The 14,473-nt window shown below is 43.3% G+C and carries 14 protein-coding genes; 10 read left to right on the forward strand and 4 right to left on the reverse strand.

Annotation, left to right across the window (positions count from 1 at the left end; translation table 11 throughout):
* Nucleotides 1–108 precede the first annotated feature (108 nt).
* The 4 genes from AC2CZC_RS10620 (at nucleotide 109) to AC2CZC_RS10635 (ending at nucleotide 3,318) form a co-directional block, all read left to right on the forward strand.
* Entirely contained in the window at nucleotides 109–1,641 is a 1,533-nt protein-coding gene (locus tag AC2CZC_RS10620; RefSeq protein ID WP_484584807.1) for an autotransporter outer membrane beta-barrel domain-containing protein, read from the forward strand.
* Nucleotides 1,642–1,775: 134 nt separating this feature from the next.
* Nucleotides 1,776–2,072: a CsgE family curli-type amyloid fiber assembly protein gene (locus AC2CZC_RS10625; protein ID WP_063361151.1), complete on the forward strand. Its 297-nt coding sequence runs from the start codon at nucleotides 1,776–1,778 to the stop codon at nucleotides 2,070–2,072.
* Between the two features lie 2 nt (nucleotides 2,073–2,074).
* Complete coding sequence (locus tag AC2CZC_RS10630; RefSeq protein WP_419555229.1) at nucleotides 2,075–2,488, forward strand: curli assembly protein CsgF; 414 nt, start codon at nucleotides 2,075–2,077, stop codon at nucleotides 2,486–2,488.
* Nucleotides 2,488–3,318 (forward strand): CsgG/HfaB family protein, encoded by an 831-nt coding sequence (locus AC2CZC_RS10635; protein WP_063360965.1) that lies wholly within the window; start codon nucleotides 2,488–2,490, stop codon nucleotides 3,316–3,318. Before AC2CZC_RS10630 ends, AC2CZC_RS10635 begins: the two co-directional genes overlap by 1 nt.
* Here the strand turns inward: AC2CZC_RS10635 and AC2CZC_RS10640 are convergent.
* The 4 genes from AC2CZC_RS10640 to trhP all read right to left on the reverse strand — a co-directional run bounded on the left by AC2CZC_RS10640 (nucleotide 3,284) and on the right by trhP (nucleotide 7,200).
* Nucleotides 3,284–4,000 (reverse strand): helix-turn-helix transcriptional regulator, encoded by a 717-nt coding sequence (locus AC2CZC_RS10640; RefSeq protein WP_063360964.1) that lies wholly within the window; start codon nucleotides 3,998–4,000, stop codon nucleotides 3,284–3,286. The two genes, AC2CZC_RS10635 and AC2CZC_RS10640, sit on opposite strands and share 35 nt — an antisense overlap.
* 225 nt (nucleotides 4,001–4,225) lie before the next feature.
* Nucleotides 4,226–5,377 carry a M23 family metallopeptidase gene (locus tag AC2CZC_RS10645; protein WP_063360963.1) on the reverse strand — a complete coding sequence of 384 codons (1,152 nt, stop codon included), beginning with the start codon at nucleotides 5,375–5,377 and terminating at the stop codon, nucleotides 4,226–4,228.
* 204 nt (nucleotides 5,378–5,581) lie between these two features.
* Entirely contained in the window at nucleotides 5,582–5,839 is a 258-nt protein-coding gene (locus tag AC2CZC_RS10650) for a YfhL family 4Fe-4S dicluster ferredoxin (protein WP_046356970.1), read from the reverse strand.
* A 2-nt stretch (nucleotides 5,840–5,841) separates the two neighbouring features.
* Nucleotides 5,842–7,200: a prephenate-dependent tRNA uridine(34) hydroxylase TrhP gene (gene trhP, locus AC2CZC_RS10655; RefSeq protein ID WP_484584808.1), complete on the reverse strand. Its 1,359-nt coding sequence runs from the start codon at nucleotides 7,198–7,200 to the stop codon at nucleotides 5,842–5,844.
* 216 nt (nucleotides 7,201–7,416) lie between these two features.
* Between trhP and ndk the strand changes: the two genes are divergently transcribed.
* The 6 genes from ndk to hisS all read left to right on the forward strand — a co-directional run bounded on the left by ndk (nucleotide 7,417) and on the right by hisS (nucleotide 14,468).
* Nucleotides 7,417–7,848, forward strand: a complete 432-nt coding sequence (ndk, locus tag AC2CZC_RS10660; protein WP_023399882.1) for a nucleoside-diphosphate kinase — start codon at nucleotides 7,417–7,419, stop codon at nucleotides 7,846–7,848.
* Between the two features lie 190 nt (nucleotides 7,849–8,038).
* On the forward strand, nucleotides 8,039–9,169 hold the full coding sequence (rlmN, locus tag AC2CZC_RS10665) for a dual-specificity RNA methyltransferase RlmN (RefSeq protein WP_484584809.1): 1,131 nt from the start codon (nucleotides 8,039–8,041) through the stop codon (nucleotides 9,167–9,169).
* Between the two features lie 67 nt (nucleotides 9,170–9,236).
* The gene (gene pilW / locus AC2CZC_RS10670; RefSeq protein ID WP_484584810.1) at nucleotides 9,237–10,925 is read left to right on the forward strand and encodes a type IV pilus biogenesis/stability protein PilW; all 1,689 of its coding nucleotides are present in this window, start codon (nucleotides 9,237–9,239) and stop codon (nucleotides 10,923–10,925) included.
* Nucleotides 10,922–11,920, forward strand: a complete 999-nt coding sequence (locus AC2CZC_RS10675; RefSeq protein ID WP_484584811.1) for a RodZ domain-containing protein — start codon at nucleotides 10,922–10,924, stop codon at nucleotides 11,918–11,920. The genes pilW and AC2CZC_RS10675 overlap by 4 nt, the downstream gene beginning before the upstream one ends.
* 5 nt (nucleotides 11,921–11,925) lie before the next feature.
* A complete protein-coding gene (ispG, locus tag AC2CZC_RS10680; protein WP_484584812.1) occupies nucleotides 11,926–13,047 on the forward strand; it encodes a flavodoxin-dependent (E)-4-hydroxy-3-methylbut-2-enyl-diphosphate synthase in 1,122 nt (373 codons plus the stop codon).
* Between the two features lie 143 nt (nucleotides 13,048–13,190).
* Complete coding sequence (hisS, locus tag AC2CZC_RS10685; protein ID WP_484584813.1) at nucleotides 13,191–14,468, forward strand: histidine--tRNA ligase; 1,278 nt, start codon at nucleotides 13,191–13,193, stop codon at nucleotides 14,466–14,468.
* Nucleotides 14,469–14,473: the final 5 nt, after the last annotated feature.

Here is a 14,473-nt window from a genome sequence, read left to right on the forward strand (position 1 = left end):
TTTTTTGTCTCGGCAACGACAAGGTTTGACGCAGTTAACTTGAGTTAAAGTGGCGCGATAAAGGTACTAACCCCAAATTAAAAATACTAAAACACTAAGGAGAAAAGTGTGAAGTTTTCTAAATCATTAATTAGTTGTGCGCTTGCTTTGGCATTTACCCAATCGGTTGCTGCGCAAACGATAGAAGAGACGAATAAAACACAAGCTACCTCTACTTTAAGCCAACTTGAAAGAGGCGCAACAACAGGTAACTCGCTGACAGTGACTCAAAATGCGTCTGTCGGTGGTAATACACTAGTGAGCTTTCAAGAAGGTACTAGTAACCTTGCGAATGTCACAACAACGGGCAGTTTCAACGAGACGACTACCAACCAAACTGGCAACAGCCATGCAATTTTGGTGACCACAACAGGTGATAGCAACATTCAAAGTTACGCGCAAGAAGGCGACTCGCACGGTGCTGAAACCGTGATCACCGGTAACAGTAACCAGCTTGCAGTAGCACAAAGTGGTCAAGGCTACTTAGGTATTAATAACGAAGTTGAGAATGTCATCAACGGTGATGAAAATGATGTGCGTGTATCACAGAGCACGGGCGGTCACTGGATGTACAATAAAAACATGCAAGGTAACCAAAATACGGTTACGAGCACGCAGTCAGGCGAGTGGCATGAAGTCCACTTAAACAATGTAACAGGCGATCAGAACGCCTTTACGATTGACCAAAATGGCACGTTCAGTAAAGTTGAAGTCGAAGCAGTTGTTGGTAATGACAACGACATCGAAGTGACACAAGTTGGCGACGACCACCGCGTGTCTATTTTACAAATCAATGGCGATGATAATGATATTGAGCTTGAACTCAGTGAAGGTGATGACAATGCTGTCAATATCGCTGGTATCATCGGTAGCGATAATGACTTAAAAGTGGATCAAGAAGGCAGCAAAATTGAGTTTGACAGTGGCTTGTTTCAAGGCAGTGACAATGATGTCACCGTGACGCAAAAAGGTGATGAATCTTCAGCTGCGGTGGATATTCAAGGTAATGACAACACTGTGATCAGTATGCAACAAGCTACAGCGCAAGCGCTGGCTTCAAATGCCTTGTATGTGGGTCTTGTAGGTGATAACAATGAAATTTCAACGACACAGTTAGGCGATACTAACGATGCACACATTGCCTTGTTTAATGGCGATGACAACGATGTGGATCTCGTACAAAACGGTAGCCAAAATGAGTTTTTATTGCAGTCGTCAGAGCCAGATCCAAGTATTGAGTCTAACAACAACGACATCACAGTAGTACAGTCTGATCTTGGTAATAGTGCAGCTGTTACTATGGGTTATGTGGTGGCAAGTTCAGATAATCAGCTTGATATTGCGCAAGCGGGTGAGCTGAACGTCATTGATTTATTACTTGAAGGCAGCAACAACTCTATTGACTTGGCACAAGATGGTAATAATAACTTTGTTGCAGGCATCGAGTCTGGCGGCTTTGTTGTCGCGGGTAATGACAATATCGTGTCTATCAGTCAAACGGGTAATGGTAACCTTGTTGAAGGTGGTGTGGCAGGTAATGCACAAACTTTGCGTATCACGCAAATTGGTGACAATAACGTCGCAACGATTACACAGCAGTAATTACAGGAGGGGGCTTTGCCCCCCTTATTACTATGAAGTACGCATTTTGTATTTTGATACTTTTGGGGCAAAGCTATCCCTCTTTTGCGAAGCCCTCTAAACACCATGAAGAAGTTGAATTAGGTGGTCTTGTTATGGACCAAAGCATTAGTCGCTTTGGTTATCAATTTTATTATGATTTCTCTCAACTCTGGCGAGAGGTGCCTAATACTTCTGGTGTCAATATAACCATAAAAGAAACTGTCCTGCCGCGCGCTGGTACGCGATTAGATGTGCGCATGAATCGTCATTTAGTTTACAGCACGGCGATGGGACGACGAGGCGGATCTCTAGATGAACGTGTTGAAGCGGCTTTATTTGCGGTCATGGATGCAATGGCCAGTGCGCAACATCAACAAAGATCCCCTGATTTAGCTGAAAGTGGATGGTAAAAATGAAAACAATAATATTAGCCTCTTTATCTTTTTTCACGTTGAGTGTGTCAGCAACTGAAATAGTTTATAAACCAATTAACCCGTCCTTTGGCGGTAATCCGCTCAATGCCAGTATGTTGCTTAACAAAGCCAATGCTCAAAATAAACATCGCGCGCCAATTATAGAAAAGTCATATGGTGAGCGTTTTCAAGAGTCATTAGAGCGCACTTATCTCAATCGTATGGTCAGAGAAATTTCTGATATGGCGTTTGGTGATGATGTTGAAGACAGCATTTTTAACGAAGACTCGACATTTACTAGCGGTGATTACGAAATACAGGTCATCACCAGCACTCCTGACTCGATCACCGTGCAGATCAAACACATTGATAATGGAGATACCACAATCATTGAAGTGCCGAGGTTTGGCTAATGTATAAAGTAGTGACAATGTTTTGTTTAGTTTTACTCAGTGGCTGTAGTAGTTTGGGAGCCGTTTTACCCCCAGCGCAAAGCTTGCCTAAGCCATTGGAAAAAAGCCATGAATTTGCCTCGTTAAAGGCTTTGCCGGAGCCGATTGGCAAAATTCCCGTTGCCGTTTATTCATTTCGCGACCAAACCGGTCAGTATAAACCAAAAGACAATGTGAGTTCATTCTCCACGGCGGTGACCCAAGGGGCAAACTCAATTTTGATGCAAGCGTTACATGAAACACAATGGTTTATTCCTGTGGAGCGTGAAGGCTTACAAAATCTATTAACTGAGCGCAAAATCACCCGGGCTGCGATGACAGATGAGCAAAAAAAAGCAGCGAGCTTGCCTCCTCTGACCATGGCGAAAATTATTTTTGAGGGCGGGATCATCAGTTATGACTCTAATGTGAAAACCGGCGGTTTAGGCATGGAGTATTTTGGTATTGGCGCGTCAGAACTTTATCGAGAAGATGTTATCTCCATTTATATGCGCGCGGTTGATGTGCGTACAGGGCAAGTACTGCTATCGGTGGCAACCACTAAAACCGTGCTGTCGATGGAAATGCGTGCTGGTTTTTTCCGTTATGTTAGTTATAAACGTTTAGCCGAAGCAGAAGCTGGGTTTAGTGAAAATGAACCAATGCACATCTGTGTTACCCAAGCAATCGAGAAAGCACTGACTATGATAGTTGAGCAAGGCATTGAACGCGGTGTATGGGCTGCAAAAGAACACATTGCAACCCAAAATACCAATTCTAATGACGCTGTGTCGATGCTGGTACAGAGTTAAGCGGAATGTGTTTTTGTGCCCAATTGGCTAACTCAATGCGGTTTCTTGAGTTAGTCTTTTTAAAGGCACTGTAAATATGCGTTTTTACGGTATGACTGCTGATGTTAAGTGAGTCTGCGATATCATCGTTTTTCGCGCCGCTCGCCAATAACTTGATAACTGACTTCTCTCTGGCGGTAAGCAGGTCTAATTCAGTGTCTTGAACGTCGAGTGAAGTAGAGCGAGGTATATTTGGGAGCTGCTGGATAAGTTCGTTAAATGCCTGTGAGATAGAGGTGCGACAAAACCACAGCTCACCATTTAGTACTCTTTGGATCCCTTTAAAAATATTTTCCGCAGAGGTACTTTGGTAAATGACGCCCTTGATGCGTGCCAGCAGTGCTGTCTGCTCGTTAACCAGATTGGCTTGTGCGTTAAATAGTAAAACATTTTGTTGTGATGCCAGTGCACTCACTTCTGCACTGAGTAAGTCTTGACATTCTCGATGGCTGATATCAACTAAATATAAGTCAAATTGATCACGTAATGTGTGGTCGGGTAAGCGTGTATCTATTTTTATTTGGCTACTAGTGGCTTCGAGTATTTTTACAAACCGGATGAATTCAAAATCTTGTGTATCGGTTTTGTTGTGAGTTAAAACAAATAGACTAACTTCCTTGTTGCTAGTTTCAATCGCTTTCATATTTTGAGACGACCTCTCGTTGTTCCCATTACTTTTAAATATACATATTTTTCACAATAAGTTTAGCTTTAATTTTCAATTTATTTTAATAGTATCACAAATTAATTATAAAGTATGGTTATACAAAAGTGTGAGGTAACGCAGTGTTTTTGACAGGATAACGAGTATAAAATGATAATAAGGTCGCTGAAAAACGACCTTTTGCGTCATTTGTTATTGTAAAATTTAATGGTATAACCCAGACCAAGCGCAAGTCTTATAGCCATTTTTCTCAAAGTAAAAGCGATAGCAATTGCTATCATAATTATAATTGCCAACATCAATGCGGTAACCACTGATATAAGTGTTATGTAACGACACAAAACGGCCGTTGTACAGCAAAGAGAAGTGTACATGTGGGCCGCTAGATTGACCGCCTTGGCAAAGTGCCATATTTCGGTTGTTGGCATAGCGTCCAAGCCAAGCACCTGCAGAGACATAATCACCTGAGCTGTATTGTAAATTATCCATGTGGTAATACTGAGTCGCGTATCCACTTGGATGCGTGACTCGGATATTACAAGCGGAATAGCGAGTGACTCTTCCTTCGTGGGAAGCTTGCACCCAAGGGGTATTGGAGCCCCACCCACCAGACCCATTGTTAAAATCTAATGATGAATAAGGATAACCAGAGCCTGTATGTGAATGTGCTCCTCCACTGGTCCAGGTATAACCTGAAGGCCAAGGCAAATTCATTGAAAAGCCATTGCTGGGTATATTGCTCTTTGGTGTGAAGCGTGTTTCTTTGGGTGAGAATAAATCTTTTGACACTAACAATTTATATTGAGATGCAAATGATGCCAGTGCTTGTGGACTACCTAACAAGCTTGAAAGTGCAACTGTGGCCGCGTTACTTTTGATTGCACTGTGATGAGCTGCATGTTCCTCAAACGCATAGAAACGCTGGTTCAGTTGCAATGCCACATCTTTGAGCTGTTGTGAGAACCCGGTTTTTTCAGACCAATTTGCGAATGGTTTCAATAAAGATTTTTGACTTGGTGCACTGATGAGCTGACTTGCATGCTCCATGAGGGCGAGTAGTAGCTTGGGGTTGATGCTGGTGTATCCAGCCCAGTGTAGCAGTGCGTCTTGGTGTTCAAGTAGATGCGGCGCTTCGCTGTAAAGAAAAGCGCTCCAGTCTTCATTTAATAATTCATTGGTAAAAATAAATTGTGTTTCATCTACTTGAATAAGTGGGTTTATGCTCAGTTGTTGTAATGTTTGTGGGTTAAAATTGAAGGGCGTGATATCAAGGTGCTGTCCCTCGGCATGGGCTGTTATGGAGGTGAATATGAGTGCAGGTAGTACTGCGGCCATTTTATTAATAGGTGATTTCATGTTGTATCCTCTTGATTGTTTTTTGTACTGCTTTTATGTGTATATCGAGAAGTAACAAAATTGTAAAATAAGAGCTTAAGCACTAAACAAGGGGGTTTGTATAATAAAAAGTACAAATAGAGAGGATAATGAAAAATGTCGCAATAATGACATGATGCAATAGACAAACACCACCTGAAATAATGGTGTTTGCCAATAGGTAGGTTACTGGTCTAATTGACCCGTTAGACGAAGGTACTTGTCTGCCAAGGTATCAAGGCTTTCCAGGTGATTTGGGTCTGGCTTAATGCAATCTATTGGACATACGCTGACACATGTGGGCTGATCATAGTGACCTACACATTCAGTACATTTATCAGGGTCAATTTCATAAACTTTACTGCCCATGTAAATTGCTTGATTTGGACATTCAGGGTCGCACATATCACAGTTGATGCATTTGCTGGTAATGAGCAGCGCCATATTTATGCCTTTTTAAATGGATTGCGCGTGTCTTCGTCGGTGCCCAAATTACGCATTAAAATAGCATGGTCTAAGTTGATGTCTTCTGGCAATGGAATTTGCACTATATGTCCAGAGCCTTTGGCATCGGTGATGGTTTCGCCTTTTTTGTTTTCCATATGCTCTAAGTTAAACGCAATATTCCCTTGTGGGGTCATGAGCTCTAAGCTGTGCCCGGTACAGAATTTGTTTTTCACGTCAATGTCGACCAAGCCATTATTATTTCGGCCTAAGATTTCGCCGACAAATTGCTGCTTGTCAGAAATCGAGTGACCATATTCATAGTTTTGATAATCTTGATGTGCATGACGTTTTAAGAAACCTTCGGTATAACCTCGGTGCGCAAGGTTTTCTAACGTGCGCATCAGGCTAGGGTCAAACGGCTTACCTGCAACGGCATCATCAATGGCTTTACGATATACTTGAGCTGTTCTGGCAACGTAATAAAATGATTTCGTTCTGCCTTCAATCTTTAAGCTGTGTACGCCCATCTTGGTCAATTGATCCACGTATTGCACTGCGCGTAAATCTTTTGAATTCATGATGTAAGTACCATGTTCATCTTCAAATGCAGGCATAAATTCACCTGGGCGGCCTTGCTCTTCTAACATGAACACCTGCTCGGTTGGCTGACCTTCACCAAGCGTTGGGATCACTGCTTTTGGGTCAACTTTATGGACGACATCACCTAATTCGGTTTCTTGCCCTGGTTTGACATCATAGCTCCAGCGACAGGCATTGGTGCAAGTCCCTTGGTTTGGATCGCGTTTGTTAATATAACCAGAGAGCAAACAGCGACCAGAATACGCCATACACAGCGCCCCGTGGACAAAAACCTCTAATTCTGTTTTTGGACACAAGGCACGAATTTCAGCGATTTCCTCAAGTGAGAGTTCTCGAGATAAGATAACACGTTCAATCCCTTGATTTGCCCAAAACTGTACAGAGGCATAATTTACAGCATTGGCTTGTACTGAGAGGTGAATGGGCATATCAGGCCATTTTTCACGAACCAACATGATTAACCCTGGATCTGACATGATCAACGCATCAGGTTTCATCGCGATGACAGGCTCGATATCTCTTAAATAGGTTTTTACCTTGCTATTATGCGGTGCAATATTCGACACCACATAGAGCTTTTTGTTTTGCTGGTGGGCTTCGTTTATGCCGATCTCAAGGTTCGCTAAATCAAATTCATTGTTGCGAACACGCAAACTGTATCTTGGCTGTCCGGCGTAAACTGCATCTGCGCCATACGCAAAAGCGTAACGCATATTCTTTAAACTGCCTGCCGGTGATAGTAGCTCTGGTACAAACATTTCTAGACCTCATACATTGAACTGGGTACAAGCCAGCTGCTGGGGGAATTAAAAAGCGGCGCAGTATAAGTGAGATTGGCAAGGGGGATTTTGACGTAGATCAGGTTTAATTCAGAGCAATACACAGTGTATTTTAACAAGGGTGTGGGCTTTTACGTCTAAAGCGCGTATAATTCGCGCCCGTAAATATCAACAATTATTATTGGAGCTAAAAAGATGGCTTTAGAGCGTACTTTTTCAATCGTTAAGCCTGATGCGGTAGCTAAAAACCACATCGGTGCAATCTACAACCGTTTCGAGTCTGCTGGTCTTAAGATCGTTGCTTCTAAAATGGTTCACCTTTCTCAAGAGAAAGCTGAAGGTTTCTACGCAGAGCACAAAGAGCGTCCTTTCTTCGGTGCACTAGTTGAGTTCATGACTTCTGGTCCAGTAATGGTTCAGGTTCTTGAAGGTGAAGACGCAGTTCGTAAGAACCGTGAAATCATGGGTGCTACTAACCCTGCAGAAGCATTAGCTGGTACTTTACGTGCTGACTACGCTGACAGCATCGACGAAAACGCGGTACACGGTTCAGACGCGACTGAATCAGCTGCTCGCGAAATCGCTTACTTCTTCAGCGATGAAGAAATCTGCCCACGTACTCGTTAATTTCGAGTTGAGCAGATGAAAAAGGGCTCTCGGGCCCTTTTTTAATCCCTTTAATACGTATTGATCGTTTTGAAAAGCAATTGGGGTGTTTTTGAAAGCGATTACATCATTGCGATGTTTGATTGATTTTTGTACAATTGCGCGCTTTTATTTATGTTGTTCAATCCGTCACCTGAACTGAGGTTGTTTCATGGCCACGACTGAGAAAAAAATTAACCTATTAGATTTAAACCGCGAGGGGATGCGCGAGTTATTTGCTTCATTTGGCGAAAAGCCATTCCGCGCCGATCAGGTGATGAAGTGGATGTATCACTTTGGCATCGATAACTTTGATGATATGAGCAATATCAATAAAAAATTGCGTGCTAAATTGCAGAGCCAGTGCGAAATCAAGGCGCCTGAGATTTCTGTCAAGCAGGTCGCTAGTGATGGCACGATTAAGTATGCAATGATCCTAGAAGGTGGCCAAGAAGTTGAAACTGTTTGGATCCCAGAAAAAGACCGCGCAACTTTATGTGTATCATCTCAGGTTGGGTGTGCACTCGAATGTACTTTCTGCTCAACCGCGCAGCAAGGCTTTAACCGTAATTTAAAGGTATCTGAAATCATCGGTCAGGTATGGCGTGTAGCAACAGACATTGGTTTGCATAATGGTGATAGTACCAAGCGACCAATTACCAATGTTGTAATGATGGGCATGGGTGAGCCACTGCTAAACATTAACAACGTTGTACCTGCGATGGAATTGATGATGGATGACTGGGCGTTTGGCTTGTCTAAGCGCCGAGTAACACTTAGTACATCTGGGGTAGTACCAGCACTCGATATTTTAAAAGAGAAAATTGATGTTGCTTTGGCGATTTCTCTTCATGCGCCGAATAATCCACTGCGCGACGAGTTAGTTCCAATCAACAAGAAATATCCGATTGAAGAGTTTTTAGCGGCATGTCGTCGTTATATCGATGGTTCAAAGGCAAACAAAGATGTCACTATTGAGTACGTGATGCTGCAAGGTGTGAATGACAGCACAGATCACGCACATGAGCTGGTGCAAGTATTGAAGGGCACACCGTCGAAAATTAACTTGATCCCATTCAATCCTTTCCCGGGTAATGACTACGGCCGTTCGAGTAATAGCAGAATTGATCGCTTCTCTAAAGTGCTACAGGCTGCGGGCCTAACTTGTATTGTTCGACGTACACGCGGTGACGATATTGATGCGGCTTGCGGTCAATTAGTGGGTGATGTTGTTGATAGAACCAAACGTGTGGTGAGAAAGCAGCAAAACCAAGATAATTCGATAGCAGTAAAAGTAGGCTAAAAAATAGATGAAACACAGTGGCTTTCAGGTAAGATAGAGTCACTGTGTCTTAGCAAAAAGGTGGTCAATGCCTGCTTTAAAGGATGGTTTACTCACTCAGTTCGCGTTTTGTACACCTCGGCGTTTGCTGAGCGGTATTTGTGGTGTCGCGATATTAACGAGTTTAAGCGGTTGTGTTACGGAAACGCGTTATGCAAATAACAACAAACCAGTAGTGCAAAAAAAGACCAACAACCAAGATGCGGCGAAAACCCGTATCGCCCTCGCCTTACAATATCTTAATGCGGGTAACAACACCCAAGCGAAATATAACCTTGATAGGGCCTTAAACTTAGCGCCCAAACTACCTGAAAGCCATTATGCACTTGCTTATTATTTTGAGCAAGTTGGCGAAAATGAAAAAGCACAAAGCGCGTATATTAGCGCCCTAAAATATGGCCCGAATGATCCCAACACGCGTAACAACTATGGCGCTTTTTTATGTCGCATAGGCGATTACGATGCGGCGACGGAACAGTTTTTTCAGGCCATCGATATTCCCAGTTATTTGCGTGTGGCAGAGAGCTACGAAAATCTCGCTTTGTGCGCATTGCGTCAAGACAACTTTGACCTCGCGCTAGATTATTTGAAACGTGCTTTAGACCATAACTCGCAGCGTCAGTCGGTGTTGATTTTGATGGCCAGTGTGTTTTATGCAAAAAGTGAGTTACACCGAGCTGAAGATGTATTAAAGGTCTATGCCAATAAAGGGTTTGTATCAGCACGAGGGATGCTGCTTGAGCATCTGTTGTCGGCCAGAATGGGCAGATTGCAATATGCTCAGGAATTAGAGACTTTGCTATTACAAACTTATCCAAGTTCTGTTGAAGCGCGTTTAGTACTGAATAACACATTACAACTAAGTGAATTTGAGCAATTAAAAGAGCAATATAGAACCGCTCAGCTCAATAAAATCACTCAACTTGATAACAATCGCGTGGTGGCAAATCCGCAAATTAAGATAAAACGAAAGATACCAACTCCCGTTGCTGATAAAACGCAAAAACAGCCCAGTGAAAGGCCTAAAGCCACGACTTTGCCTGATCGTTCTCTACTGACAAAGACACGGGATGATGTGCCACAAAAAACTGAAATACAGCATCGCACTACAACAGTGACTGAGCCAGTTTCATCAGAGTCTCAAGTATTCACGGGTGGTTCACGCTCAGTGAGTACAGTACCTTCCCGTGAAGTGACTAAGTTGGATGAGAACGTTATCAGCAAAGCGACGGAAGAGCTGAAGGTACGTTTCTCAACAACGACTACAAAAGCAGCCGACTCCAAGCAAGTTGTGTTTCATCGTGTTGACCCGAGTAAAATAACGTTTTCGCAGCAACCACAAGTGCGTCATGTAGAGCCAGATAGCTCTGGACGATTACTAAATGAAGAAGTGCTACTTCCCGAGGTGCCAACGCATCGCATCGAAATGGGAGAAAATTTATTCAGTGTGTCTGTAAAATATAATATTAAGCTCGAAAAGTTGCTAAAATGGAATGCGTTGAAAAAGTCAGACCGGGTGTCCGTTGATCAAGTTATTTATTTAAATGACCCCAACACGACACATGCAATTGTCAAAGGAGAGTCATTGTTTGATATCGCAATGAAACACAAGTTACTCATCGATGATTTGATGCGCTGGAACAGATTAACACCTGATGTTGCCCTAACGCCTGGGCGACGCATTTTAATAGTAGATCCCAATAACTATATTTTATGAATTTAGAAGAGAATGAAACGACGACTGAGTCAATGTCCCTCGGTCAGACCCTAGCGAAAGCCAGAACTGAGCAAAACCTTAGTTTTGAAGATATTGCTGCCCGTTTAAAATTAAACCATACGCAAATTACCAAGCTTGAGAATGATGAGTATCAGAGTCTAGGACCTGAAACATTTGTGCGCGGCTACGTTAAAAGTTACAGTGCGCTTTTAGGCTTGGAAAGTGAGCAAGTACTCGCGCTATATGAGTCGTCAGATATTCCTGAGCAAAAGCGAAATATGAAGAGCTTTTCAAGGCGCACTGAAAAAGAAGCCAACGATAATCGACTGATGATCGTCAGTTATTTAATGTTAGTGGTGTTTGTTGGCTTATCAGCATTTTGGTGGTGGCAAACGGCAAGTAATGGCGAGAGTTCTGATGACGTCAGTGGGTTAGCTGAACAGGCTTCAGCGTCAAGTTCTGTAGCGGCAGCGCGTACTTTAGAGCGCTCTACTGGTTTAAAGACGCAAGCAATCAATGCACCGGTGCAAAACACCGACACCGCTAACTTGAATACGCCAGCATCAGAGCAGCAGCCCGTGATTGACAACACAATATCGGAGGTTGTTTCAGGCGATGAGTCAGATTCCGGCGCTATGCCTGAGCGCACAGCTGAAGTTGCACCAGTGATAATTGCAGATAATGGTCAGAGTGTGCAGAACGAACCAATTGCGACTGTGGCTGTTGAATCAAATGCAACTGCACTTGAGCAAAGTACGGTGGTCATGTTTTTTGAAGAAGATAGCTGGGTCGAAATTTTTGATGCAACCGAAGAGCGCGTTGCATTTGGTGTAAAAAAGGCTGGATATACAATGACAGTGACAGGTCAAGCGCCTTTTTCTGTTGTTTTAGGCAAACATCAAGTGGTTAGTATCGAGTTGGATGGTCAACCAGTCGATATTTCAGGGTTACCAAGAAACCGTTTAGCAAAGTTTAAATTACCGTTAGCAGAGTAGTCGTCATGTTTTCAGAATCTCCCATTAAACGAAGAAAATCCACACGTATCAACGTGGGTAATGTCCCCATTGGAGATGGCGCTCCAATTGCTGTGCAATCAATGACAAATACGGATACACTCGATGTAGATGCCACAGTAGCCCAGATCCGTGCCATCCAAGGTGCAGGTGCAGACATCGTTCGTGTATCAGTACCAACCATGGATGCCGCTGAGGCTTTCAAAAGCATCAAAGAACAAGTTGATATCCCACTGGTTGCAGACATTCATTTTGATTACCGTATTGCGTTAAAAGTGGCACAGTATGGTGTTGATTGCTTGCGCATTAACCCTGGCAATATTGGCAGTGAAGACCGAATTAGAGCCGTCGTAGACGCAGCGCAAGAGCGAAATATCCCTATTCGAATCGGGGTAAATGGTGGCTCGCTTGAACGTGACTTGCAAGAGAAGTATGGTGAGCCAACACCAGAGGCATTGCTAGAGTCTGCGATGCGCCATGTAGAAATTCTTCAAAGACTAAACTTTGATCAATTCAAAGTGTCCGTTAAAGCGTCAGATGTATTTTTAGCGGTAGGCGCATACCGTTTGCTTGCCAAAGAAATTGATCAGCCCCTTCACCTTGGTATTACCGAAGCTGGCGGTTTTAGAGCGGGCTCTGTGAAATCAGCCGTTGGATTAGGCATGCTGCTGGCTGAGGGAATTGGTGACACGTTACGTGTATCGCTTGCCGCTGATCCAGTACAAGAAATCAAAGTGGGCTTTGACATTCTAAAGTCATTGCGTATCCGCTCTCGTGGCATTAACTTTATCGCTTGTCCAAGCTGTTCAAGACAAGAGTTTGATGTTGTTAATACCATGAATCAGCTAGAAGAAAGGTTAGAAGATATTATCTCGCCTATCACTGTTTCTGTGATTGGCTGTGTCGTGAATGGCCCAGGTGAAGCACTCGTGAGTGACTTGGGCTTAGCCGGTGCGAATCGACGCTCTGGACTCTATATTAATGGTGAGCGTCAGAAAACACGAATTGACAATGACAATATAGTTGAGCAACTCGAAGAGCAGGTGCGAGACTATGTTGCAAAAAAAGAAGCGCAACCAAGCATAGACGTAAAAATCATTGAAGAATAAGCCTTTTGTAGGTTGAATTTATTTCGTTTACGTTTTAATCGAGCAGGGTATAATAGAGGCATTTACTCGTACCGCATTCAGGGTTTTATTGTATCCTGCGCTTGTAATTTTGAGAAAAGAATAGTTAAAAATTAGGAATTTCAGTGGCAAAGCAAATTAAGGCAATTCGTGGCATGAAAGATTGCCTGCCAGGCACGACTCAGATCTGGCAAAAAATTGAAGCGACATTAAGAGATACAATGGGCGCTTTTGGCTATCAGGAAATTCGTTTTCCGGTGGTTGAATCGACAGATTTGTTTAAACGTTCTATCGGTGAAGTAACTGATATCGTTGAAAAAGAAATGTATACATTTGAAGACCGCAACGGTGATACTCTGACTTTGCGTCCTGAGGGGACTGCGGTGTGTGTACGCGCGGGTGTCGAAGGCGGTTTACTGTACAACCAAGAGCAAAGACTTTGGTATATGGGTCCTATGTTTCGTCGCGAACGTCCGCAAAAAGGCCGCTATCGTCAGTTCCATCAGTTTGGTGTAGAGACTTTCGGCGTTGCTACAGCAGATATTGATGCTGAAGTTATCATCCTAACTGCGCGCTTATGGAAAGCGTTTGGTATCTCTGATCATGTACGTTTAGAGCTAAATTCATTAGGCTCGAATGAAGCGCGTGCGGCATACAAAGAAGTGTTAGTGGCGTATTTAGAACAGCATAAAGATAGACTAGATGAAGATTCACTTCGTCGTATGTACACCAATCCGTTACGTGTTTTAGATAGCAAAAACCCAGAAGTACAAGCGGTTGTTGCTGATGCACCAAAGCTTTCTGAGCACTTGGATGAAGAGTCAGTACAACATTTTGCAAATTTATGTGAACGTTTAGACGCCGCTGGCGTCGAATATCAGGTTAATGAAAACTTGGTACGTGGTTTAGACTACTATAACCGTACTGTATTTGAGTGGGTTACTGATAGCCTAGGCGCGCAAGGCACTGTTTGTGCCGGTGGTCGTTATGATGGCTTGGTTGAGCAACTCGGTGGTAAAGGCACACCAGCGGTTGGTTTTGCCATGGGTATGGAGCGTCTGGTTTTATTACTAGAAGAGCTTAACAGTGTTGGTGAAATTCGTCGCAATGTCGATGTGTATGTTGCTGCGATGGGGGATGCTGCAAGTATTCAAGCGCCTGCCATTGCTGAACAATTACGTGATGCAGTACCAGGGCTGAGAGTACAAGTGCATGCCGGTGGTGGTAACTTCAAAAAACAACTAAAGCGTGCTGATAATAGCGGTGCAGTTGTTGCGCTTATTTTTGGTGAAGACGAAATAGCCAACGGTACAGTTACAATAAAGTATTTACGCGAACAAAAAGAACAATTGATCTTGCCAATGGCTGAAGCACACGCCGTGCTAGCCGAATTGGTAGGGTAAGAGGT

The organism is Pseudoalteromonas sp. MMG033, from assembly GCF_057197785.1.